At 34.6% G+C, this 23,338-nt stretch carries 27 protein-coding genes and 3 tRNA genes; 14 read left to right on the plus strand and 16 right to left on the minus strand.

The features are described from left to right. Positions 1-172: 172 nt before the first annotated feature. The 6 genes from ACP5Q2_RS02165 to ACP5Q2_RS02190 all read right to left on the minus strand — a co-directional run bounded on the left by ACP5Q2_RS02165 (position 173) and on the right by ACP5Q2_RS02190 (position 4,629). The gene (locus ACP5Q2_RS02165; RefSeq protein ID WP_428096739.1) at positions 173-439 is read right to left on the minus strand and encodes a hypothetical protein; all 267 of its coding nucleotides are present in this window, start codon (positions 437-439) and stop codon (positions 173-175) included. Positions 440-535: 96 nt separating this feature from the next. Continuing rightward, positions 536-1,699 carry a TIGR04013 family B12-binding domain/radical SAM domain-containing protein gene (locus tag ACP5Q2_RS02170; RefSeq protein ID WP_428096742.1) on the minus strand — a complete coding sequence of 388 codons (1,164 nt, stop codon included), beginning with the start codon at positions 1,697-1,699 and terminating at the stop codon, positions 536-538. Further along, positions 1,689-2,939 carry an NfeD family protein gene (locus ACP5Q2_RS02175; protein WP_428096744.1) on the minus strand — a complete coding sequence of 417 codons (1,251 nt, stop codon included), beginning with the start codon at positions 2,937-2,939 and terminating at the stop codon, positions 1,689-1,691. Before ACP5Q2_RS02175 ends, ACP5Q2_RS02170 begins: the two co-directional genes overlap by 11 nt. Beyond that, positions 2,936-3,580: a tRNA (guanosine(46)-N7)-methyltransferase TrmB gene (gene trmB, locus ACP5Q2_RS02180; protein ID WP_428096747.1), complete on the minus strand. Its 645-nt coding sequence runs from the start codon at positions 3,578-3,580 to the stop codon at positions 2,936-2,938. Before trmB ends, ACP5Q2_RS02175 begins: the two co-directional genes overlap by 4 nt. Further along, complete coding sequence (locus ACP5Q2_RS02185; protein WP_428096750.1) at positions 3,565-4,371, minus strand: MBL fold metallo-hydrolase; 807 nt, start codon at positions 4,369-4,371, stop codon at positions 3,565-3,567. The genes trmB and ACP5Q2_RS02185 overlap by 16 nt, the downstream gene beginning before the upstream one ends. Before the next feature lie 60 nt (positions 4,372-4,431). Further along, positions 4,432-4,629: a DUF1858 domain-containing protein gene (locus tag ACP5Q2_RS02190; protein WP_013450724.1), complete on the minus strand. Its 198-nt coding sequence runs from the start codon at positions 4,627-4,629 to the stop codon at positions 4,432-4,434. An 88-nt stretch (positions 4,630-4,717) separates the two neighbouring features. Here ACP5Q2_RS02190 and ACP5Q2_RS02195 point away from each other — a divergent pair, with 88 nt between their 5' ends. Further along, positions 4,718-5,203, plus strand: coding sequence for a methylated-DNA--[protein]-cysteine S-methyltransferase (locus tag ACP5Q2_RS02195; RefSeq protein ID WP_428096754.1), 486 nt, complete (start codon positions 4,718-4,720; stop codon positions 5,201-5,203). Here the strand turns inward: ACP5Q2_RS02195 and ACP5Q2_RS02200 are convergent. From ACP5Q2_RS02200 to mtaB, 6 genes are all read right to left on the minus strand, one after another. Next, positions 5,185-5,265 (minus strand) — tRNA-Leu (locus ACP5Q2_RS02200). The two genes, ACP5Q2_RS02195 and ACP5Q2_RS02200, sit on opposite strands and share 19 nt — an antisense overlap. Positions 5,266-5,277: 12 nt before the next feature. Beyond that, positions 5,278-5,350, minus strand: a tRNA-His gene (locus ACP5Q2_RS02205). Positions 5,351-5,360: 10 nt separating this feature from the next. Next, positions 5,361-5,434: transfer RNA gene (locus tag ACP5Q2_RS02210), tRNA-Arg, on the minus strand. A 119-nt stretch (positions 5,435-5,553) separates the two neighbouring features. Beyond that, the gene (locus ACP5Q2_RS02215; protein WP_428096757.1) at positions 5,554-6,435 is read right to left on the minus strand and encodes a phosphoribosylaminoimidazolesuccinocarboxamide synthase; all 882 of its coding nucleotides are present in this window, start codon (positions 6,433-6,435) and stop codon (positions 5,554-5,556) included. Then, positions 6,416-8,095 (minus strand): FAD-dependent oxidoreductase, encoded by a 1,680-nt coding sequence (locus ACP5Q2_RS02220; protein ID WP_428096760.1) that lies wholly within the window; start codon positions 8,093-8,095, stop codon positions 6,416-6,418. Before ACP5Q2_RS02220 ends, ACP5Q2_RS02215 begins: the two co-directional genes overlap by 20 nt. 10 nt (positions 8,096-8,105) lie before the next feature. Next, complete coding sequence (gene mtaB / locus ACP5Q2_RS02225; RefSeq protein WP_428096762.1) at positions 8,106-9,353, minus strand: tRNA (N(6)-L-threonylcarbamoyladenosine(37)-C(2))-methylthiotransferase MtaB; 1,248 nt, start codon at positions 9,351-9,353, stop codon at positions 8,106-8,108. 98 nt (positions 9,354-9,451) lie between these two features. On the opposite strand from mtaB, the gene glnD reads away from it, so the two are divergent. Both glnD and ACP5Q2_RS02235 read left to right on the plus strand, forming a co-directional pair. Beyond that, a complete protein-coding gene (glnD, locus tag ACP5Q2_RS02230) occupies positions 9,452-12,022 on the plus strand; it encodes a [protein-PII] uridylyltransferase (protein ID WP_428096765.1) in 2,571 nt (856 codons plus the stop codon). 219 nt (positions 12,023-12,241) lie between these two features. Continuing rightward, positions 12,242-12,463, plus strand: coding sequence for a hypothetical protein (locus ACP5Q2_RS02235; RefSeq protein ID WP_428096768.1), 222 nt, complete (start codon positions 12,242-12,244; stop codon positions 12,461-12,463). A 54-nt stretch (positions 12,464-12,517) separates the two neighbouring features. Here the strand turns inward: ACP5Q2_RS02235 and ACP5Q2_RS02240 are convergent, their stop codons facing one another. From ACP5Q2_RS02240 to ACP5Q2_RS02255, 4 genes are all read right to left on the minus strand, one after another. Further along, positions 12,518-12,916: a hypothetical protein gene (locus ACP5Q2_RS02240; protein WP_428096770.1), complete on the minus strand. Its 399-nt coding sequence runs from the start codon at positions 12,914-12,916 to the stop codon at positions 12,518-12,520. A gap of 13 nt (positions 12,917-12,929) precedes the next feature. After that, complete coding sequence (locus ACP5Q2_RS02245; protein ID WP_428096773.1) at positions 12,930-13,850, minus strand: ketopantoate reductase family protein; 921 nt, start codon at positions 13,848-13,850, stop codon at positions 12,930-12,932. Then, positions 13,847-14,776, minus strand: a complete 930-nt coding sequence (locus tag ACP5Q2_RS02250) for a radical SAM protein (RefSeq protein WP_424606071.1) — start codon at positions 14,774-14,776, stop codon at positions 13,847-13,849. The genes ACP5Q2_RS02245 and ACP5Q2_RS02250 overlap by 4 nt, the downstream gene beginning before the upstream one ends. A 68-nt stretch (positions 14,777-14,844) precedes the next feature. Next, a complete protein-coding gene (locus tag ACP5Q2_RS02255; RefSeq protein WP_428096776.1) occupies positions 14,845-15,000 on the minus strand; it encodes a hypothetical protein in 156 nt (51 codons plus the stop codon). Positions 15,001-15,122: 122 nt separating this feature from the next. On the opposite strand from ACP5Q2_RS02255, the gene ACP5Q2_RS02260 reads away from it, so the two are divergent. The 11 genes from ACP5Q2_RS02260 to ACP5Q2_RS02310 all read left to right on the plus strand — a co-directional run bounded on the left by ACP5Q2_RS02260 (position 15,123) and on the right by ACP5Q2_RS02310 (position 23,337). Further along, the gene (locus tag ACP5Q2_RS02260; protein WP_424606073.1) at positions 15,123-15,518 is read left to right on the plus strand and encodes an RrF2 family transcriptional regulator; all 396 of its coding nucleotides are present in this window, start codon (positions 15,123-15,125) and stop codon (positions 15,516-15,518) included. 161 nt (positions 15,519-15,679) lie between these two features. Further along, positions 15,680-17,968 carry a vitamin B12-dependent ribonucleotide reductase gene (locus ACP5Q2_RS02265; RefSeq protein ID WP_428096779.1) on the plus strand — a complete coding sequence of 763 codons (2,289 nt, stop codon included), beginning with the start codon at positions 15,680-15,682 and terminating at the stop codon, positions 17,966-17,968. Positions 17,969-18,153: 185 nt separating this feature from the next. Further along, positions 18,154-18,639 carry a DsrE family protein gene (locus ACP5Q2_RS02270; protein WP_428096782.1) on the plus strand — a complete coding sequence of 162 codons (486 nt, stop codon included), beginning with the start codon at positions 18,154-18,156 and terminating at the stop codon, positions 18,637-18,639. 100 nt (positions 18,640-18,739) lie between these two features. Further along, on the plus strand, positions 18,740-18,910 hold the full coding sequence (locus tag ACP5Q2_RS02275; RefSeq protein WP_428096785.1) for an indolepyruvate ferredoxin oxidoreductase subunit alpha: 171 nt from the start codon (positions 18,740-18,742) through the stop codon (positions 18,908-18,910). A gap of 64 nt (positions 18,911-18,974) precedes the next feature. Beyond that, positions 18,975-19,634 carry a serine O-acetyltransferase gene (cysE, locus tag ACP5Q2_RS02280; RefSeq protein ID WP_424606336.1) on the plus strand — a complete coding sequence of 220 codons (660 nt, stop codon included), beginning with the start codon at positions 18,975-18,977 and terminating at the stop codon, positions 19,632-19,634. Next, entirely contained in the window at positions 19,618-20,031 is a 414-nt protein-coding gene (locus ACP5Q2_RS02285) for an RrF2 family transcriptional regulator (protein WP_428096789.1), read from the plus strand. Before cysE ends, ACP5Q2_RS02285 begins: the two co-directional genes overlap by 17 nt. Positions 20,032-20,033: 2 nt before the next feature. Next, complete coding sequence (locus ACP5Q2_RS02290) at positions 20,034-21,191, plus strand: cysteine desulfurase family protein (protein ID WP_428096792.1); 1,158 nt, start codon at positions 20,034-20,036, stop codon at positions 21,189-21,191. A gap of 10 nt (positions 21,192-21,201) precedes the next feature. Then, positions 21,202-21,450, plus strand: a complete 249-nt coding sequence (locus tag ACP5Q2_RS02295; RefSeq protein WP_424606339.1) for a hypothetical protein — start codon at positions 21,202-21,204, stop codon at positions 21,448-21,450. Then, a complete protein-coding gene (locus tag ACP5Q2_RS02300) occupies positions 21,447-22,103 on the plus strand; it encodes an endonuclease III domain-containing protein (protein ID WP_424606340.1) in 657 nt (218 codons plus the stop codon). The genes ACP5Q2_RS02295 and ACP5Q2_RS02300 overlap by 4 nt, the downstream gene beginning before the upstream one ends. Before the next feature lie 2 nt (positions 22,104-22,105). Beyond that, a complete protein-coding gene (locus tag ACP5Q2_RS02305; protein WP_424606341.1) occupies positions 22,106-22,561 on the plus strand; it encodes an Lrp/AsnC family transcriptional regulator in 456 nt (151 codons plus the stop codon). A gap of 2 nt (positions 22,562-22,563) precedes the next feature. Next, positions 22,564-23,337 carry a glycosyltransferase family 2 protein gene (locus ACP5Q2_RS02310; protein ID WP_428096796.1) on the plus strand — a complete coding sequence of 258 codons (774 nt, stop codon included), beginning with the start codon at positions 22,564-22,566 and terminating at the stop codon, positions 23,335-23,337. Position 23,338: the final 1 nt, after the last annotated feature.

The following is a 23,338-nucleotide window of genomic DNA, read 5'->3' on the forward strand; positions in this document are numbered from 1 at the left end:
GAAGTTATTTTCGAATGATGTTTTAAAAGCTTTAGAAAATTAATGATTTTAAGAGCTTGAAGTTATTCTCTTAAATATTAATTGGTTGATTATTAAATTTCTTTAAATTTTACGTTTTTTGATACTTAAGCATACTTTTTTGTCGAAAGTGTATGTCTAAATCTATTGTATATTAAAACTCAACATTGTGTTTTCCACAACTACTGCAGTTTAACGAACATCCTCCTCCGAAAAATTGTTTGTAATTTTTAAACCATTCAATAAGCTGTCTGTCCACCCATTCTTTGTCTTCATCGGGGAGGGCTTCATAATGTTTTTCAACAGTTTCCTCATAGTTATCAAGAGTCATTCCCACTTCAGATAAAATCTCTTCCTCTGTGGCCTGCATCTCATCAAAAAGTATTAATCTTTGTTTCATTTCCAGTACTTCTTCTCTCATAATACACCTCTTTAGGACTATTTTACTCTTAATATATAGTGATATCTCTAAAAATCAACAGATAAAACCTGTTTTTTTAAATTATTTTTAGCTGACCTAATCTTTTAGGCAATAGGCTATGTTTTGCTGGGTATTCCATTGACCAAATAGGCGACTTTTCCCCTCCAGACTTTTTACAAACCTTTCAAAATATTCCGGCATCTCTGTGGGGGGCAGTTCTTCCCATTTGCTACCCGGAAGAGGCATGAAGTAATGGGAATGTATCCGCACCCTGTTGCTCCACTTTTCGATCCATTCAATCGTTTCTTTTAAGGTTTCATCATTTTCAAATGGTAATCCAAAAATAAAATCCACATCCACGGTGAATTTGTATTTCAAAAAGAGATTTATGGTTTCTTCGACTTTTTCTATATTTTCGGGTCGGTTCATCTTTTTTAATAATTTTCTGGAGGCCGATTGTAGCCCTATGACCACCCGTCTATTGTGGCAATAGTATTTGATTAGTTTTACAAATTCCTCATTTACAAAATATGGATTTATTTCGGATGGGAAAGAGCCATAAAATATTCTCCCTCTACTATATAAAAGGTTATGCAGTTTTTCTAATAGCTCTTCAATTTTTGATATATTTATTCCGTTGTCATAGAAGTATGATGCTGAGTCAGGTGCGATAAATCTTAAGTCGGTTTTATTGTGTAATATACCAAAAGAGACGTCCTCAAGTATTCTATCGATCGATTTAAAACGTAATTTCCCTTTATATAGCTGTGGTGTCTGGCAGTATTTACAGGAAAATGTACATCCCCTCATGATCTCTATGGCACCAAAAAGACTTTTTTTCTTAGGATACGCATCAAAATGATTTAAATCAACTTTTTTAGTACCTTTGTATATCTTTTTGTCATCTATTCCTGATTTAAAATCTTCCACTATCTCCCTTAAAACTATCTCTCCTTCACCACTACAAACCTTGTCAAAATATTTTGTCATCTCATCTGATCTGGCTGAAGGATGGGGGCCTCCACAGGCTATCTTTATATTCTTATTCTGCTTTAACTTCTGGGCTAACTCTATATAAAATTTCGCATTTATGCTATTGAATGAAAAATAGTAAAAACCTGCTTGTGGATTTGAACCGATCTCATCCACTTTTAGTACTTTATAATTAATCTCCGGAAACCATTTTTCAAAAGCCACCAGAAGAGCTCTTATGGAGAATTTGTTGAATTTATCGAGAACAAATATATGATTATTTACCAAGACCTTTCACCTTGAGCATCAGATCGTTTACCTGTAGAACCTCAACCTTATCCCCCCTGTTGAAATCTGTATTTGACTCTGCACTCCATATTTCCCCGTGAACGAGTATTTTCCCTTTGTGGGATGATATATCCCAGTCCAATACCTCCCCAACTTTCCCAATCATTCCTTCTGTACCTGTTACGGATCTCTTTTTAAAATCTTTGATGACAAGTTTTCCTATCAGAAGGATGATGCCACCGAAAAACAGAATCAATACTATAATAATGGGCAATGAAACATTTATTCCCATGTTTCCTCCTTTACTAAAAAGGATGTATAGTCCAGCGGCAAGAGCAGATATTCCTGCAATAGAAAGTAGTCCAAAACTTGTGATGAATATCTCTGCAATGAGAAGAGCAATTCCGGCTAATATCAGTAACAAGCCAAGATAGTTTATAGGTATTATATTTATTGCCAGAAGAAAAAGTATGATCGCCGCTATCCCTATTGATGCAAAAATAAACGTCCCCGGCATCTTAAATTCAAGAAAAATTGAAGCTATTGCAATGAGTAAAAGTAATACTATGATATTCGGATCTGAAAGAAAGAATGCAATCTTTTCCGTAATTGACGGTTCATATTTTTTTAAAAAGAGTGTTTCATTTATATTAAACCTATTTTTTATCTTTTCTATTAATTGATCTTCGGTATTGACTATATCATCAACGATCTTTTTATCGTAAGCCTCTCTGGCGGTGAGGCTTATCGAGTTTATGACCATTTCCGTTGCGATCTGCTCATTTTTCCCCCTTTTCTGGGCGATGGATCTTATAAAGGCCGTTGTGTCATTTTCCACTTTTTTCCTCATATCCCCTTTGATATCTTCGCCTGTAATATTTACCGGATGTGCCGCGCCGATATGAGTACCATCGGACATTAAGAGATAATTCGAAGAAAGCGCAATAAAGGCTCCGGCGGATGTTGCCCTTGCTCCCTGGGGAGAGACATAGACAACAACGGGGATCTTTGACTCAAGAAAAAGCTGTACTATTTTACGGGTGGATTCAAGAATCCCACCAGGTGTGTCAATCTTCACTAAAAATACGGAATCTGATCTGGAAGCATTCTCTAAATTAACCTTTATAAATTTATACGTAAACTCGGTTATAATTCCATTTATCTCTATTGTGTATATCTCTTTTGAGAAAACCGGTAATGAAAATATTAAAAATAGTGCTATTAATATAAGTCTTTTCATCGTTTTACCATCCTGAAGAAATATACCTTACTGTTTATGGCAAATTTTCTGTAGTATTTGGTGGGGTAGTAGTCGATTAGTTCATTTACAAAGTAGTTTTCAAATTCTGGTTTTAATCCAGAAACAGCCTTAAGATTGATTGATATCTCTTCAGCATAGTCATCATGGTCTGTTGCGATAAATAGTCTTCCACCAATAATCAGTTTATCACTGATGATTTTAAGAAATTCAGGCTTTAAAAGACGACGCTTGTTATGTTTTTTCTTAGGCCAAGGATCCGGGAAGTTGACATAAAAGTTTGAAACAGAATTATTGGCTAAAAGTGGTACGAAAAAGCTTGCATCATACTGAATGAGTTTAACATTTGAAAGATTTTTCTTCTGCACCTTTGCTATAGCTTTTCTAAATATTTTTCTGAATACTTCAAACCCTATAAAATGTTCATCCGGTCTCTTTTCCGCCATATGGCATAAAAACTCACCATTACCAATACCTATTTCCACATTTAGCGGTTTTTTGTCAGTAAAAAAATCGTTAAGAGAGTATTCTGTCAGAGGTTTTACCTGTGATTTTATTTGATCAGAAAAGGTATAAAAACCCTCTTCAAAATGTATATCTAATGTGATTATCTCCTTTTCCATCTGACTCCTCTGTCAAACACCATTTCAACTGCCCCAGTTTTTTGGAGGAAAGATAGGTAGCTTCTCATTGTGGATAAAATAAGCATATAAATAGTAAGGTTTGGCTCTATTGAGAGCTTGTGTATGATCTTTTCTGTTATCTCATAATCAGTGTTGAATTGTAAGTTTTCCAGAATTAAAGATTTCATCGTTTCAGTATGGTTTCTGTTGGTATGGATCAGATCAAGAATTACCTCTTTATCGTATAAACCTTTATGACAGATGACGGCTTTTTCGAATGTCAATTCTTCAATTTTTGATAATGATTTCTCAAATCGGTCCACATCATATAGATACAATACCCCATATTTTTTTATGACTTCACCTGAAAAAAGAGCATCCCCCAGATAAACAATTTTATCAATTTTTAATCCAATTAGGGAGGGGGAATGTCCCGGAAGGTCTAAAACTTCAATACCTTTCGTGGATAGGAATCCTTTATCAATGGGCTCTGGTATGGAACCTTTTGCTTTTAAAAATTTATCAGCAAGCATATACTCCCAGAAACCACCATTTAAAAGGGATGTCTCTAACTCTGTATTGTTAATAAAAGAAAGTTCACCTGGTTCAGCAAAAACCTTTGAATTGTATTTTTTTTGAAAGTAACTATTGCCTCCTATGTGATCAGCATGGGAGTGGGAGTTTACTATCAAAGATACTCGCTTGCCTATAAATTTATCTATTTTTCTACCAATAGAATCGTCAATGCCAGTATCAAATAAAATTACGTTATCGCCTTCATCAAACCCCATAACCATGTTTGGGCCTAAATCTAAGGTGAAAACTTTATTGCTTATATAATGTATCATTAGCTAATTTTGTTTTATTTCTTTTTCTATTGCCTTTATCAGTTTTTCTGGGTCTATTCCGTGCATCATGCATCCTTTTTCGATGGTTTCATTTTGTATCCCCATACAGCTTAAACAACCCATATTAAATTCATCAAAAACTTTTTTAGATTGTGGAAATTTTTTTATAACTTCTGCTATCAACATAGTTTTAGATATCATCTGGACCTCCTTTTTTTATATTTTACAATATTTGTTAGTTTAGTCAATCTTTTTGTTGATTTGGCTAATTAATGTGATATATAAAAATATGGAATGTTTTTTGATATGCAATTTTTTTGATATCGTAAATCTCAAAATTAACTGGAGTTTTGATGGCATACCGGAATCTATAGATTTTACTTATGATTCTGAGTTTTTAAATGGAGATTTGCCCTGCAATATAAGAAAAATGTACCAAATTTTAAAAAATTATTACTCTTTTGAAAGATACGATATATTTGATGTTTTAGGTGGAGTTGAGTTTACCTCTTTTGAAAGGAAGGTTTATAAGAGATTATTAGAAGTGCCAGCAGGAGAAGTTATAACTTATAGCGAGCTGGCAAATGAGATAGGTATAAAAGGTGGTGCCAGGGCAGTGGGGAATGCCATGAGAAGAAATAGATTTCCCATTTTGATTCCATGTCATAGAGTAGTGGGTAAGAAAGACCTTGGAGGGTTTACTCCTGGACTTGAGCTAAAGAAAAAACTCCTTGATTATGAAAAGCAATGGAAAAGTGCGAGTGGAGGGACTTGAACCCCCACGCTTGTGGCACTAGATCCTAAGTCTAGCGCGTCTACCAGTTCCGCCACACTCGCATGAGAAATAAGGGTGGATGACGGGACTCGAACCCGCGACAACCGGAGCCACAATCCGGGACTCTACCAGCTGAGCTACATCCACCATAGAAAAACGCGCCCGAGAGGATTCGAACCTCTGACCTACGGATTAGAAGTCCGTTGCTCTATCCAGCTGAGCTACGGGCGCCTTGAGCTAACCTTTCTAATCTTTTTTTAAAAAATTGTCAATAGGCAGTTTGAGAAAAACGGAAATATGCCTTTTTTTAATATAAAAAGAGATGGGGATAACCCACCTCTTAAAGTTTATTACTTTGTGAGAATTTCCATTATCTCAAGGTAGCGTTTGGAGGTCTGTTCAACAATGTGAGGTGGAAGCTCAGGTCCAGGGGCAGTTTTATTCCAATCGAGGGTTTCAAGATAGTTTCTCAAAAACTGTTTATCCATACTTTCTTGTGGTTTACCAGGCTGGTAGAGTTTTTTAAACCAGAATCTGGAAGAATCAGGTGTTAATACTTCATCTATCAATATGATGTTGCCGTTATAATTACCGAATTCAAATTTTGTGTCAGCTATGATTATACCCTTTTCCTCTGCAATTTCTAATGCTCTTTTATAAACTTTTATGGTTAATTCTCTTAATTTTTCTGCTATCTCTTTACCAACAATTTCACACATCCTTTCAAAACTGATATTTTCATCATGTTTACCTAGTTCCTCTTTTGTGGCAGGGGTGAAAATAGGCTCATCAAATTTTTCTGATTCCACCATACCTTCCCTTAATTTTATGCCGCTTATAGATCCTGTAGCTTTGTAATCCTTCCATCCTGATCCAGATAGATAACCTCTCACAACACACTCAATTGGGTAGGGTTTTGCTTTTTTCACCATCATAGTACGATCTTTGAGTATATCCTTATGTTTTCTAACCTCTTCGGGCATCTGGTCAATATCAGTGGTAATAAGATGATTTTCCACAATATCTTTCGTCTGTTCAAACCAAAACTTTGAAAGCTGAGTCAAAACATACCCTTTCATAGGGATACCATTCGGCATAATAACGTCAAATGCGGATATTCTGTCTGTTGTAACGATCAAGAGATATTCCCCTAAATCGTATATATCTCTTACTTTCCCTCTTCCAATCAGCTTTAGCCCTTCGAGATTGGTATTAAGAATTACCTGCATCAATGACCTCCATACTTTTTATTTTTGCTGTTCTTTTTATTGCTTCTATCCCACCAGATATATTATAAGCATCAAAACCGTAACTTCTGAGCAGTTTTGTGGCCACATACCCTCTGTAACCCACAGCGCAGTAGATATAAACCGGCCTGTTTTTATCTAACTCCGGTATGGATTCTCTTAAATCATTTACGTAAATATTTCTTGCATTTTTTACTCTGTAGGATTTAAATTCGATTCTGGTACGCACATCCAGAATTTGGAGTTCACTACTGTATATTTCTAAAAATTGTTGCGGTGTTATGAGACTTGAACCATTTATAAAATTCGTAGCCACGAGACCTGATATATTTACAGGGTCTTTGGCTGCTCCATAAGGAGGTGAGTAGCAAAAGTCGATCTCCCCAAGATCGTAAACGGTTAGACCTGCAAATATGGCTGTGGATATTACATCTATCCTTCTTTCAACTCCATTTTCCCCTGAAGCCTCTGCTCCAAGTATCTTTCCAGTTTTTCTGTCGAAGATAAGTTTTATAAAGATATACTTTGGATCGGGGTAGTATTCAACATGGTTTGGGTCTTCTGTGTAGGTAAAACTTGCATCGAAACCATATTTTATGGCTTCTTTATGGGATAAACCGGTTTGGGCGCAGCAGGCATTTTCAAAACTTACAATTGCTGTCCTCAACGTGCCTTTATATTCTAAGTTTCCCCCTGCTGCATTACATCCAGCCACCCGTCCCTCCCTATTTGCAGGGCCAGCAAGGGGAGCTAAAATATAATTCCCCGTTATAACATCCTTTTTTTCCACTAAATCACCAGCTGCATAAATATCTGCCACAGAGGTTTCCATCCTGCTATTTACCATTACTCCTCCGGCTAAACCTATTTCCAATCCAGCAGTTTTTGCAAGTTCTACATCTGGCTTTACGCCAGTTGCAATAATTAAAAGATCAGTGGTAAAACTTTCACCCTTTTCAGACAAGAGTATAATTTTATTATCCTGTTTATATGCTTTAACTATTTTAGTTTCTGTTTTTAAAGTGATACCACAGGATGACATCTTTTCATATATTTTTAATGATACTTCAGGGCTGAATGTGGGCAGGATATGTGGTAATGCTTCCACTACGGTTACCTTCAAGCCGCAATGCATCAATGCTTCAGAGGTCTCAATCCCGATGTATCCTGCTCCGATTACACAGGCGGATTCGGGTTTATGATCTTCAATGAAATCTTTTATCTTATCCATATCTTCAATTGATCTTACCGTAAAGTAGTCGATTTCTGAGATCCCTTCTATTTGGGGTATAATAGTTTTTGCTCCATTACATAAAATCAATTTATCGTAGTTGAAAGTGAGGTTTTCATCTCTGTTATTTTTGGCAAATACGATTTTCTTATCTGGATCTATTCTTATCGCCTCGGTATTTGTGTAGACGTCTATATTGTATCTCTTTTTTAGCGATTTTGCGTTTTGGAGTAATAATGAATTTCTGCTTTTTATCACATTGCCGATATAGTAAGGGATACCACAATTGGCGAATGAAACGTATCCATTTTTTTCAAGAATTGTTATTTCAGCTGTTTCATCTGTTCGTCTTGCTTTTGCAGCTGCAGTTGCCCCTGCTGCTACACCGCCTATTACCAGAATTTTTTTCCCCATTCACACCTCTTTATATAGATTTTCCAATTAGTGTGCCATCCATCGACACACCAATAATCTTTACGTTTAAAAAGCTGTTTGCTTCAATCTCTTCGTTTATACAAACTTCAAAATAGTTATCGGTAAGAGCCATGTTATCTTTTTCTGTCAAAACCTTTTGTACTGTGCCGAAGAGCCTTTTGGCGGAGTTAAACCTTTTTGATTCACTGAGATCCCTAAGCATTCCAGATCTCTTCTTTTTTATTTCGTTGGATACTTTATCCGGCAGGATGGATGCCTTTGTTCCTTTCCTTTCTGAGAAAGGGAAAACATGCATATAACTTATAGCTAGATTCAGTAAATTATCATAACCCTGTGTAAAATCTTCTTCGGTTTCACCTGGAAACCCTGTTATAATATCTGTTCCTATGGTCAAAGATTCGTTTTTACTCTTTAGATATTCCACAGTGGATGCAAATTTTTCAAAGGTATAATGTCTATTCATCAATTTGAGAATTTTATTTGTGGAACCCTGAAGAGGTATGTGAAGATGCTTACAGATTTTATCAGAATTTAAAATTAGTTCTATCATCTCCGTATCTATTTCGTTTAACTCCAATGAGGAAAGACGTATTCTAAAATTACCTTCAATCTGTATCAATTTTTTCAAAAGTGTCTTAAGATCTGTTTTTGTGTCAAAACCATATTTGCCTATATGTATCCCCACAAGCACAATCTCTTTAAAGCCTTTATCCACAAGCTGGGTAAACTCTCTGATAATTATCTCTTCACTTTTGCTTCTGGGTTTCCCCCTCAAATGGGGGATAATGCAATAACTGCAAAAGGCATCACAGCCATCCTGAATCTTCAAGAATCCCCTGGTTTTATCCACGATGGCATTGGGAAAAGATTCTTTGTAGTAGTCAAGTTCGTCTATTGGGGTTAGCTGATGTTTATTTTCTTTTATGTATTTGAATATTTCATCTTTATCTATATTGGTAACCAGTATGTCTGCATCTTTTATCAAATCTTTTTTCATCTCCGCAAGGCATCCTGTGAGAACTATCTTTTTTTCTGGAAATTTCTGTTTTAACTTTTTTAAATAGTTTAGCGATTTTTTTTCGGCGGTATCGGTGACGGCACAGGAGTTTATCACAATGATATCAGATTCTTCGATACTATCAGTGTATTTGAAACCTTCAATATTTGCCTTTTCTTTGAGGTTTTCTGTTTCCACAAGATTTACTTTGCAACCAAACGTATGAAAAGCTATTTTCATTTTTATATAATATTATATTTTCTTTTAAAAGTGAAGATTTTTGTTTTAATTTTTTCAAAAATGTTATAATTATTTTGAATAACATCTAAAGGGAGTTTATGAATTTATCTGAGCTTAAAGATTTTTACTGGGGAAATTGGAATAGGATAAAAAAAGAACAATTTAACAACAATCAATTTATAGTATGGGATTTTTTAAGTAGTATATCAAGCCTTTCAGACGAAACTATCAGATTAGCCCTTAAAAGTTTTGATATAGATTTAAGTGAAATAGCTATTATTTCCTTAGGGGGGTATGCCAGAAAAGAGATGTGCCCCTTTTCGGATATTGATATTCTCATTTTTCACACTAAAGCATTAAGTAAAAAAGATGAGGAGTTTATACAATCTTTTATATCAAGATTGTGGGATATAGGCCTTGCGCCGGGGGTACAGATAAAAGATATAGATGAATTATGTGAGCCATCTTATCTTGATGAAATAGTAAAAAACTCTCTCATCGATCACCGCTTTCTTGAGGGCAGTTTTTTAGTATACCAGAAATTTGAAAGGATAGTGGCAAATTATATCCTGAATAGAGGCAAATACAATTTTCTGGTGGCTAAAATAAATGATGTAAGAAATAGAATGAAGAGATATAGAGATTCTATGTATAAAATAGAGCCGAACATAAAGGATGGTATTGGTGGGGTTAGGGATTACAACGCCGTTTATTGGGTTAGTAAAGTTTTGTTTGAAAGTGAAAATCTTATTACACTTGTCCATGAAAAGATAATTAATTACGATGAATATGAATCATTTAAAAAAAGTGTGGAATTTATCTTTAAGATCCGTATAAGACTCCACTATTTTTACAACCGTAAAAATGACATATTAAATATGGAATCGCAGAAATACATATCAGAATCTTTTGGGTATATCGATACCTCATATTCCCTCGGGGTGGAACTATTTTTGAGGGATTATTATAGATCAGCAAGAACAATATCAGATATTACTCATAAGGTTTTTGAAAAAGTTTTCACAAATTACACAATTAACAACAATTTGAAAAAGATTTATATGGAGGATCTTGGTTTTGGGCTGGTAAAATATGAAAATACCCTCACCGTAAGCGACAGCAGGATATTCGAAAAATACCCATTGCTTCTTATAAATATTTATACGATTGCTGCTAAAAATGGCCTAAAAATTTCTGATAATACATCACAGCTTATAAGGGAAAACCTTTTTCTGATTGATGAAAATTATCTTAGAAAAAATGGATACTTTTTCTTAAAGGCAGTATCGAGTTTTCCTTACAGCTTTAAGGTGGCTAATTCTATGCTAAAGGATGGTGTCCTTATTAGATTCATTCCGGAGTTTGAAGATATTTATTGTAAGGCTCAGTTTAATACATATCATCATTATACTGTGGATGAGCATACACTTCTTGCTTTAAAATTTATAGATGATCTGGCAAATATCTTTACTTCTAAATATGCTGACTATCAGAAGGTTTTCACTGAGATAGAGAGAAAAGATCTCTTAGCGATGTCGGTGCTTTTGCACGATATAGGTAAAGGACAGGGGAAAAACCATTCGGAAGTTGGTGCGAAGATGTCAAGAGTTATATCCGGAAGGCTCGGATTTAAGCTTGATGATATCGATACAATAGCAAATCTTGTGGAACATCATTTGCTTATGGCACACATTTCTCAGCGAAGAGACATAAACGATCTTGATGTAATTAAGCATTTTATCTCATTCATAAACAGTGAAGAAGAACTCAGAATGCTTTATATTTTGACATATGCTGATTCCAGGGCTACGGGGGGAAATAATTTTAATAATTGGAAAAAGAGTTTACTAACAGATCTTTATCATAATGCTCTCAGGTATATGCAGTCGGAAGATATGCTTAAAGAATTTGTTTCAATAGTTTCAAATAAAAAGACTAAATTGAAAGATAGAGTTGGAGGAAATGTTTTGATGCTTAATATGATAGATTCCCTTGATGATGATTATATATTCAGTAATAAAATAAATCATATTATAAGACATCTTGATATGGCTATAAAATTAAATGATGATAATAGAAAAATTATCTATGGTGATATAAGGGATGAACTTAATTGTTTCGAAATTACCATCTGTACTTTTGATTCTATAGGGCTGCTGAAAAAAGTTTCCGGTGTACTTGCGTCTTTTAATATTAATATATTAGGTGCACAAATCTATACACTAAATAGAATGATAGCGATCGACAAGATTCAGGTGAATATGAATAATGAGAGTGTGGAATATGTTGCGGAAAGATTTCCTGATATCGAGAAGAGAATCCATGATGTCCTGTCAGGGAAGGTAAAAGTTGAAGATCTGTTGTCAAAAACATTAGGCACGATCTATTCCAGGAAAAAGCTATTTAAGATAAACAGAAAAATCGAGTTTGATAATATTACTTCACCTCTTTTTACTATAGTTGATATATATACAGAGGATTTCGTTGGACTTTTATATTACATCCTTTCTGTTTTTGAAAAACTACGAATCAGTGTCCAGAAAGCGAAAATCTCCACAGATGTAAATAGGGTGGTGGATTCTTTTTACATAACCGATGAGTTTGGTAATAAGATAGAAGATAAAAGTAAGCTGCAAACTATCAGGGAAGAGATTTTTAAAGTTATATAAGCAGGGTTAATGTTTGTTGTAATCAAACAATTTTATAATATAATTAAAACATTGCCTTTTTATGGTTAATAGATCAATCCTGTTTATTAAGTTATTGTAGATTAAGAATTTTTAATAGTGGTAAAAAATCTAAAAAAAATATTTGACAAACTATTTTTTTGGATATATAGCAACCACTAACCAAATAAATACGCCTTTAAAGGTAAGGAGGAAATTAATATGAAAAAGCTTTTAGCTCTTATGGCAGTAGTTGTTATTGCAGCAACAGTATTCGTTGCTGGGTGTCAGAAAAAACAAGAAGCACCAGCACCAGCTCCTGCTCCAGCAGTTGACAATGCAGCACCAGCTGGCAATGCAGCACCAGCTGACAATGCAGCACCAGCTGACAATGCAGCACCAGCTGACAATGCAGCACCAGCTGACAATGCAGCTAAAAAATAATTAAACTCTTAAAGGGTTTAGATGACGGGGGCCTTTTGGCCCCTTTTTTATTGATTATTTGATAAGTTTAAGTTGAGGTTTTTTGGAAGTAGAGCTCGCTTTGTTTTCTGGAATCGTTTTTGTTGGGTATGATATTTTAAATTTAAATACAAAACTTGGGTCATAAAGGTCATCCAGGATATAGTTGATGGCGTAAATAGGTATTTTTAGATTTTCCCATATCCCCTTAAACTTCATATCACAATATATGAAATGTTCATCAAAACTTAGATTTTTATATGATGTTTTAGAAAATATGAGGGTAAGTCCTGTCTCTTTCTCTTCAGGTGTTAACCCTCTTTTTCCCACTATAAGTTGCTCGGTTGGCATAATGTTCATATAAAATCTGTAGCCGCTGTTGATCATAAATTCAAAAATCTCTTTTTTAATACCATTATTAATTATTCTATTCATTATGTACCTCTATTTAATAGCTTTTCTCAATCCCTTTTATGATATCGTAAAAAATTTCATTGTATTTAGCTGAATAGTTGTGTTCTCTGGCAAGTTTCAAGACTTTTCCGGCAAAGATATCCACTTCTGTTTTCCTTTTTGCTTCTACATCCTGGAGCATAGAAGTTTTTCCATCAGGATCGAGTTTGTACAATACGTTGTACCATCTTTTTTTAAGGTCGGATTCATATTCAAGATTTACCCCTTCATATACGGATAGATCTATAACCTCTTTCATCAGGTTTTCCATTAGCTTTCTCACCCCTTCATCCCTCTGGAATACTCCATAGGTAGCCCTTAATACGGCAGATGTCTGGTTCATTCCAACATTTACCATAAACTTCCACCACAACTCTTTTTGCATATCGAGAGGTATTTCGTAAGCTATTTTTGCTTTTTCCAATGCACTCTGGATACGTTTTACTTTTTCGGAAATAGTATCATTTTTAAGTTCCCCAATGAGTAGTTTACCGTAATTTTTACAGTTTATTATATTATCAACCCTTACGGCATCCATACCAACTGTTGTGGTAAAAAGTATCCTATCAAGCCCATATACTTTTGCAATTTCATATTCACTATCAAGACCGTTTAAAATGGATATTATCAATGTATTTTCATGAATTATGCCTTCTAAAAGTGGAATTATTTCATCAAGTTTATCAAATTTCACCGCTACCATTACAAGGTCGACCCTGGTGAATGGATTATCGAGATCGATTGTATCAAAGAGGTAGCCTTGTCCGTTGAATGAGAAAGGTGTATTTTTGAGTTTCAAGAGTCTATCACCGTTTGCGGCAAGGTATGTTTTAAAGTTTGCATTTTGAAACTGGTGGGCATAGAGTATCCCCATTGCACCGGCACCTACGATGGCAACTTTTTTTATCTCACTCATTTGTTCCTCGCAATTAGATAAGTTTCATTAATGTATGATTTTTTTTCTATGATTTCAATATCCTTTAATAAATTTTCGATTTCATTTTCATTAATGGAAAATAACAGCTTTAGCTCTTCCATCGTGCAAGGGCGCATTTTAAGCAAAGTTATTATGGTATCTTTTAAATTATTCGAAACGTGTGGGGGGATCTCCTTAACAAAATTTCCAACAGGTTCCACCAATAATCCTTTTTTCCTAAAAAATATTGCTATATCTAGTAATTCCATCCCTGTTAACCCTCTGGTGTTAGGATAAGCGGGAGGTCTAAATACAGTATTTAATTGAATTTTAGTATATTTAAGCTCTTTGAAATAATCTGCCAATCTATTTAATTCTTCTTCGTTGTCATTTATACCTTTTACGAAAAGTGTTTCGATGAAGATCTTGCCATTATATTTATTTGAAAAATCTTTAAGGGCTTTGAGAATATTGTTCCAATCCAATCTTTTATGTGGTCTATTGATCTTTTTTATCACTTCTAGAGAAATAGCATCCACACTTGGAACGATGATATCCAGATCCATCAGAGCCTTCTGAACAGAATCATCATCAATAAGTGTAGAATTGGTAAGAATGGCTATGGGGTGGGAAACAATCTTTTTTATCTCTTTGATTATGATGTGAAGATCAGAGTTCAAGGTTGGTTCTCCGGCTCCTGTTATTGTCACGACATCGATGTGATCCTTTAGCTGGCTATAACTCTGTTCCAACTCCTTAAGCATAATCTCAATATCAATGTAACTACTTAGTTTATTTGTCAATCTTGTCGTTTTCCCCACTTCACAGTAGAGACAGTCCAGATTACATGTTTTATGTGGTACAATATCGATTCCAAGAGAACTTCCAAGTCTTCTTGAGGGTACTGGACCGAAGATGTATCTCATATTATCTCCTCATACAACACACCATTCTGGGGTGGTAATTTCTTTTGAACATATCAGTTTAATATATTTCAGCTTTTACTATTTTCTTTGACTTTGTAGGTTATCCTCTTTTGGCTGAATTGAAGGTGTTCTTTTTGCTCTCTCAGTTGCGATGTTGCGTTGACACCAGAAGAATATTTATTGAGAAATTTAAGTATTACTTTGTTGTAGACCTTTTTCTCCATGCATTAGAATATTTTTTTTGCTTATTGTTGTCAATAGGTTTTTAAAAAAGAGTTTTTTTATCTTAAAATATGTTGACATAACTTCAAATTAAATTATATTAGATTAAAAACTGAGGTATTGTATGAAGATTACCAAAGCTTCAGATTACGCATTGAGGGTTGTGGGCTTTTTTGCCACTGCTGAAAAAAATAGATACTATATGAGAAATGAGCTGTCGGAGATATGTAGTGTACCGGATAGTTTCTTAGGTAAAATTTTACAACATCTTGTAAAGTCAGGTATATTAGAATCAGAGAGAGGTAAAAAGGGTGGTTTTAGGTTGAGTAAGAACCCTGAAGATATTACTCTTTATGATATTATTAGATCAGTTGAGGGGGAAATAGTAATCAATGAATGTCTTGTGGAGGGTAATGCCTGCAAAATATCCGGTAATTGTAAAATTCATAATGTCCTTGATCAGGTAAGATGTAATTTGATCAATGAACTAAAAAAAGTTAACGTTTCTAATCTTGTATAGTAAATATCTGATAAATAATAAAAAAATCTTCATTTTAATTGCAAAACACCGTTCTATGTTTTTATCTTTTTATTGAATAAAGTGTTATTTTTTTTAAGGTTGATTCTATGGAGAATTTTTAATAGTTATTATAGAATATTAAAACTGGAGGAATATGGTTTATGGAAAAAATAAAGGCTTCATTGACAAAAGAGCCAGAGTTGTCAAGCAATGCGATTACCGTTTTGAAGAAAAGGTATCTTAAAAGAGATGCTGAAGGTAATTTACAAGAAACTCCAAAAGAGATGTTCCAGAGAGTAGCAATTAATATTGCTCAGGCTGATTTAAACTACAATAAGGATGCTGATATAGCAGAGACTGCTAAAAAGTTTTATGATATTATGGTAGATTTAAAATTTTTACCAAATTCTCCTACTCTTATGAATGCTGGTAAAGAGCTTCAACAGCTTTCGGCTTGTTTTGTTTTACCAATAGAAGATTCTTTGGATAAAATCTTTGAAGCTGTAAAATATACAGCATTAATCCATAAATCTGGTGGCGGAACAGGTTTTTCTTTTTCAAGGCTTAGACCTAAAGATGATGTTGTAAAAACGACTAAAGGTGTTTCCAGTGGTCCTATATCCTTCATATCTGTATTTGATGCTGCTACTGAAGTAATTAAACAAGGTGGAACAAGAAGAGGAGCTAATATGGGTATCCTTAGGGTGGATCATCCAGATATAATGGATTTTATATATGCTAAGAAAGATAAATCAAAGCTTACAAATTTTAACCTATCTGTTGGGCTTACTGAAGAATTTATGAAAGCTGTTGAGGAGGGTAAAGATTTTGAATTGATTAATCCAAGAAATAAAAAAGTAGTAGGGAAACTAAATGCAAGAAAAGTATTTGATGAAATGGTTAAACTAGCTTGGGAGGGTGGCGATCCCGGTATAATCTTTTTAGATAGAATAAATAAAGCAAATCCCACACCGAAAGAAGGTGAAATAGAAAGCACTAATCCTTGCGGTGAGCAGCCACTTTTACCCTATGAGTCATGTAATTTAGGGTCTATTAATATAGCTAAATTCGTTAAGGATAAGAAAATAGATTGGGAAGAGCTTAGATATGTAATACATACTAGCGTTCATTTCCTTGATAATGTTATCGATATGAATAAATATCCCATTCCTGAAATAGAGCATATGACAAAAAAGAATAGAAAGATAGGGCTTGGTTTGATGGGATGGGCTGATACTCTTGCTTTACTGGAGATTCCTTATAATAGTTATGAAGGTATAGAATTAGCAGAAAAAGTAATGAAGTTTTTCAATGATGAATCTAAAAAAGCATCTTCAAAACTTGCTGAGGTACGGGGTAATTTTCCAAATTTTGAAGATAGCATATATCCTGAAATGGGTTATAAATATCTTAGGAATGCAACAACTACGACAATTGCTCCAACAGGTACCATATCAATTATAGGTAATGCATCCAGCGGGGTGGAACCGTATTTTGCTATAGCTTTTTATAGGAATGTGATGGATAACACCAAGCTTGTGGAGGTAAACCCATACTTTAAAAATAAAGTAAAAGAATATGGAATTTACTCTGAAGAACTTATGGAGAAGATTGCTGAAAAGGGGATTTTAAAAGATATACCTGATATCCCTGAGAAATTGAAAAAAGTTTTTGTAACAGCCCATGAGATAAGCCCCATCTGGCATGTTAAGATGCAGGCAGCTTTTCAGAAGTATACTGATAATGCGGTGAGTAAAACAGTTAATTTTTCCCATGATGCAACGATAGAAGATGTAAGAAATGCATATCTTCTTGCATATAAACTTGGATGTAAAGGGATCACTATATACAGAGATGGCTGCAGAGAGGATCAGGTAATAAACATAGGAACTAAGACAGAAAAAGAGAAAGAACAGATGAATGTTGAGTATAAGGCTACTTTTACCCCAAGGCCAAGACCAAAGATACTTTACGGTAAAACCATAGAGATGATGACTGGATGTGGTAAATTGTATGTTACTATAAATTCAGATGAAAATGGTGATCCTTTTGAAGTATTTACGAGTATGGGTAAAGCTGGCGGCTGTGCCCAGAGTCAGTGTGAAGCAATTGGGCGGTTAATATCGATAGTATTCAGAAGCGGTGGAGCTCCGGAGACTATTATTAAACAATTAAAAGGTATCTCATGCCATATGAAATTCGGTTTTGGCCCAAATCAGGTGTTGAGCTGTGCGGATGCTGTTGCTAAGGCTATCGAAAAAGCGGTCAATAATCCTGTGGAAATAAGAGTTATCTCCCCAGGTGTTACTGTGGATAAATTACTGGAGCAGGCGGAAGAGAAAGAGGAAGTGGTGGTGAAAAATGGTGCCTGCCCGGAATGCGGTGGTCCTATTCAGTACCTTGAGGGTTGCGATGTTTGTTATTCATGTGGATACTCCCATTGCAGCTAATATTTTAAAATAAAACTTATAATTTCTGTTCTTTTTGCTATCTGTGGTTTAACTGTTACCACAGATAGCAATTACTTTTTGATTCACTGCTATTTGAAAATCTTTTATTTGTGAAAATATTTTTTGTTTGAATTTTTGTCTTATTATTTTAAAATTAAAAATAATAGACTTTCGGGAGTTACATTGTGAGAAAAATTTTTTGTATTATTATTTTTTTAACATCATTTTCATATTGTTATGCCGTTGACAAGCTTCCGATTGGTAGTTCACTTGATGGTTTGGAGTTTATTAAAATAGTTGTGGATTTTAACGTATCATCACCTGATATGATACTTTTAAGACTTGGACTTTTGGAAAAAACTCTTAATGATATTGAAAATAACAATAAAAAGTACGATGTTGTCGTTGCCATTAGAGGTGGAGCGGTGGATTTTATGACAAAAACACCAAAATATATAAAATCTGAATATGTTGAAGCTCACAAAAAAGTTAGAAAAATGATACTTCTATTACAGAGTAAAGGGGTGAATTTTGAGTTATGCGCTATTGCTGCTGGTCTAAGAGGGGTAGAAGTTATTGATATTCTTGAAGAAATCAAAGTGGTAAGAAATGGTTATCTTTCAATTATAGGGTATCAAAATAGGGGTTACGCCTATTTGCCTATGGACTAAAGAATTGTTAAACAATGAAGAGTTTTTAAAATCTAAAAATTTTTGTTGACAATGTTGGTACATCTGTCTATGAGTATATAACAAATTTAGGAGGTGCAAAATGGCACATTTTATAACAGATGTTTGTACAAACTGTGGAGCTTGCGAGGATGAGTGCCCAGTAGGAGCTATCAGCGAAGCTGATGGTAAAAGGGTCATTGATGCTGATACTTGCACTGATTGTGGTGCTTGTGTGGAAGTTTGCCCGGTGGATGCTATTGAAGCACGCTAATTATTCTTATTTGGGGCGTAAGCCCCTTATATTTTAAATAAATTTTCTACTACGTGGGTATGATATGGGGCTTTTCAAAGAGATAAAAGAGGATATCCAGGCAATTTTTGAAAGAGATCCAGCGGCAAGAAGCACTTTGGAAGTGATATTTTGCTATCCAGGATTTCATGCCAGGTTATTCCATCGTTTTGCGCATAGGTTGTGGAATATGAAGCTCTATTTTCTGGCCAGATTTGTGTCCCATATTTCAAGATTTTTAACAGGCATTGAAATCCATCCCGGGGCGAAGATAGGTAAAAGGTTTTTTATCGATCATGGAATGGGTGTTGTTATAGGTGAAACTGCCGAAATAGGAGATGACGTTACTATTTATCATGGTGTTACTCTTGGGGGGGTTTCCTTGAATAAGGGGAAAAGGCATCCCACAATAGGTAATGGCGTAGTGATAGGATCAGGAGCCAAAATTTTGGGGCCTTTTAAAGTTGGGGATGGGGCTAAGATAGGATCTAATTCGGTGGTTATAAAAGAGGTGCCTGAAAATGCTACCGTTGTTGGTATCCCCGGAAGAGTTGTAACTGAATCATCAAGACCCCAGGATTTTGAACATGACAAATTGCCCGATCCTGTTGCAAAAGCTATTTCCTGCATCGTCGATAGAGTGGTGATGCTGGAAAAAGAGATAGAAGAGCTCCGAAAAGGAGGTAAGGATGAAGATAACAACTAAAAGCAGGTATGCAATAAGAGCCATATTTGCAATGTTGGCGTTAGGTGGAGACAAAGAGCCTGTTTCCATAAAGAAGATTTCAGATTTTGAAGATATTTCAGTCAAATACCTTGAACAACTTTTTACAAAATTGAGAAAAAATAAGATAGTAAAGTCTGTAAGGGGAACCCTTGGTGGTTATACTTTTGCTAGGCCTTTAAATGAGATAACGCTTAAAGATATTATTTATTCTATGGATGGACCAATAAAACCTGTGGATTGTATAGATTCTAATGGATGTGAAAAATCAAGTGTTTGTGCTGTTAATTGGGTGTGGTTTGGTCTTAAAAAAGATATTGACAATTACTTTGAAAGAATTACATTACAAAGAATGAAAGATATGCATTTTGGAGCTTAGTTATGGGTATTTACTTTGATAACAGTGCTACTACAAAGGTAGATGAAAGAGTTTTCGAATCGATGATACCTTATTTTAAAGAAAGGTTCGCTAATCCCTCCAGTATACACAAAGAAGGTAGAGCAATAAGAGATGATGTGGAAAAAGCTCGGGAAATAGTTGCAAAAACTATATCAGCCCTGCCGGAGGAGATTATATTCTGTAGTAGTGGAACGGAGTCGGATAATCTGGCTATAAAAGGTATTGCTTTTGCATTGAAGGGGAAAGGTAAACATATAATAACATCAAATATAGAGCATAAAGCTGTACAGGAATCATGCAAATACCTTGAGGAAAATGGATTTGATGTAACGTATCTTCCTGTAAAAAAAGATGGTATTATAGATATAGAAGACTTTAAAAATGCTCTGAGAGATGATACTATACTCGTAAGTATAATGCTTGCAAACAACGAAATAGGCACCATTCAACCTATCAAAGAAATTGGACAGCTTGCCAGAAAACATGGGTTTATTCTTCATACAGATGCTGTACAGGCGGTGGGGAAGATGAATGTTGATGTGTGTGAATTGGGGGTACATCTTTTGAGTTTCTCTGGACATAAGATTTATGCTCCTAAAGGGATCGGAGTATTGTACATAGACAAAGAGCTAAAAAATCTCATCCAGCCGATCATTCATGGTGGACATCAGGAGTTTGGGATAAGATCTGGTACTGAAAATGTCCCTTATATAATAGGTATTTCTGAAGCCTGCAGAATTATACAAAATGAACTGGATAAAGATATCAAGCATATATCTGCCATCAGGGATAGGTTTGAGGAAAGGGTACTGAGTGAGATTCCGGATGTTTATGTGAATGGAGATAAGGATAAAAGGGTTTGCAACATTTCTAATATTACCTTTAGACACATAGAAGCGGAAGCTCTTATGGTTTATGCTTCCGAAATATGTTGTTCCACTGGGTCTGCCTGTTCTTCCGGTGATATCGATGCTTCCCATGTGTTGAAAGCTATAAAAGTCGATCCGGTAGATATTCATGGTTCTATTAGATTTAGCTTTGGTAGATTCAATGCAATACAAGAGGTGGATACTGCTGTAGATATATTGAAAGCAAGTGTTCAAAAGCTCAGGGAGATGTCACCTCTTTATAAGAAGTAAATGATACAGGATGAATGTTAAGCAGATTTTAAAAGATCTTGAGGAGTTGTGCTCGAAATTAGGTATAATATTAAGATATGAGAAGACCTCTGCCCGAGGGGGGCTTTGTAAGGTGGAAGATAAATTTTATATCATAATCGATAAAAAAGCAAAGGATGACTACAAAGTATCAGTAATAGCAAAGTCCATTAAAAACTTCGATTTAAGTAAATTCCATCTCAAACCGAAATTGCGGGAATATCTGGACGAAGTGCAGTGAATTTTGATATTGATGAGATCTTCTTACTTCTGGAAACTGAATACAAAAGATTTGAAACTCCATCTGTCACAAAGATTGCAAATCTTATAAAAGGTAACCCTTTTGCTGTGCTTATTAGCACATTGATATCCCTAAGAACTAAGGATGAAGTGACTCTGAAAGCATCGGAAAGGCTTTTGAGTCGAGCGGACAACCCTTTTGATATGTTGAAATTACAGGTTGATGAAATTGAAAAGCTGATATATCCTGCAGGATTTTACAAGAAAAAAAGTCTTCAAATACTTAATATATCGAAATATCTCTTGGAAAATTATCAGGGAAGAGTGCCGGATAGTTTAGATGAACTTTTAAAAATAAAAGGTGTTGGAAGAAAAACGGCAAATTTAGTTTTGGTGGAGGGGTTTGGTATACCGGCTGTGTGTGTTGATACTCATGTGCATAGAATTATGAATAGAATGGGACTTGTAAATACAAAAAATCCTGATGAAACAGAGATGGTGTTGAGGGAGAGATTACCAGTAAAATATTGGATAAAATGGAATGAATATCTTGTGGCTTACGGACAGAATGTGTGCAAACCTACTTCACCACTTTGTTCTACTTGCAAATTCAATAATTCTTGTGCTAAAATAAATATAAAAAGATGGAGGTAGTGATGGCAGAACTAATTGATAATATAGATAAAAAGCTTATTAATATGCTTATATCCAATTCCAGAACGTCTTATGCAGATATGGCCAAGGAGGTGGATCTTTCATCCCCTTCGGTGATAGAGCGGATAAAAAAGTTAGAAGCAAACGGAATAATAAAAAGTTATACTGCTAATGTTAATTATAAAGCCCTCGGATATGATATTTTAGCTTTTATTGGCATTTCTCTGGACAGTGCCCAGAGTATTTCTGACTTTGAAAAGAATATATCTAATATAGATGAAGATTTGATAGAATGTCATCATGTAACCGGTGACTTTACAATGATAGCAAAAGTTATTACGAAAAATACCGAAACACTTTCCAATTTAATTAAAAAGATTAGAAATATAAAGGGAGTACAGAAGACAAATACTATTTTGGTATTTTCTACTATAATGGATAGGAAAAAACCGGTGTAGAAGTGTTTTTTTCCGTTGTCATACCTGTATACAATAGAACAGATCTACTTAAAAATGCAATTGAATCTGTTTTATTGCAGACCTATGATAATTATGAAGTTATCGTTGTGGATGATGGATCTTTGATTGATATTTTTAAAGTCTTAAGACCTTATCTTTCAAGAATTAATTATATTAAAATACCTGAAAATAAAGGTGTTAGTTTTGCCAGAAATGTTGGTATAGAAAACTCCAATTATGATTTTATCGCTTTTCTTGATTCGGATGATATCTGGCTGCCAAACAAGCTGAAGTTACAGAAAGATTTTATGGAGAAAAATCGATTTTTGATCTGCCATACTGATGAATTCTGGTTTAAAAATGGTAGATTTGTAAATCAGGGAAGGAAACATGGGAAGTATGGTGGGAAGATATTTGCTAAAATTTTAGATTTTTGTAGAATAAGCCCATCATCGGTGGTGATTCATAAAGATATATTCAGGCATGTTGGTTTATTCGACGTTGGCCTTCCGGTTTGTGAGGATTATGATATGTGGCTAAGAATTGCTTTACATTATAGTATAGGGTATCTTCCCATAAAAACAATTATCAAAGTTGCCCATAATGGTCATCAATTGAGTCTTAATACACCATATCTGGAATATTATAGATTGCTTTCCCTTTGTAAATTATTAAAATTTAATTTTTTGAATGAAACAATGAAAAAATCTGCTATAATAGAATTGGAGAGGAAATTTAGTATTGTTCTGGAAGGCTTAAAAAAGAAAAATATCTAAA

It is taken from the genome of Calditerrivibrio sp. (assembly GCF_049968475.1).
GTDB lineage: Bacteria > Chrysiogenota > Deferribacteres > Deferribacterales > Calditerrivibrionaceae > Calditerrivibrio > Calditerrivibrio nitroreducens_A.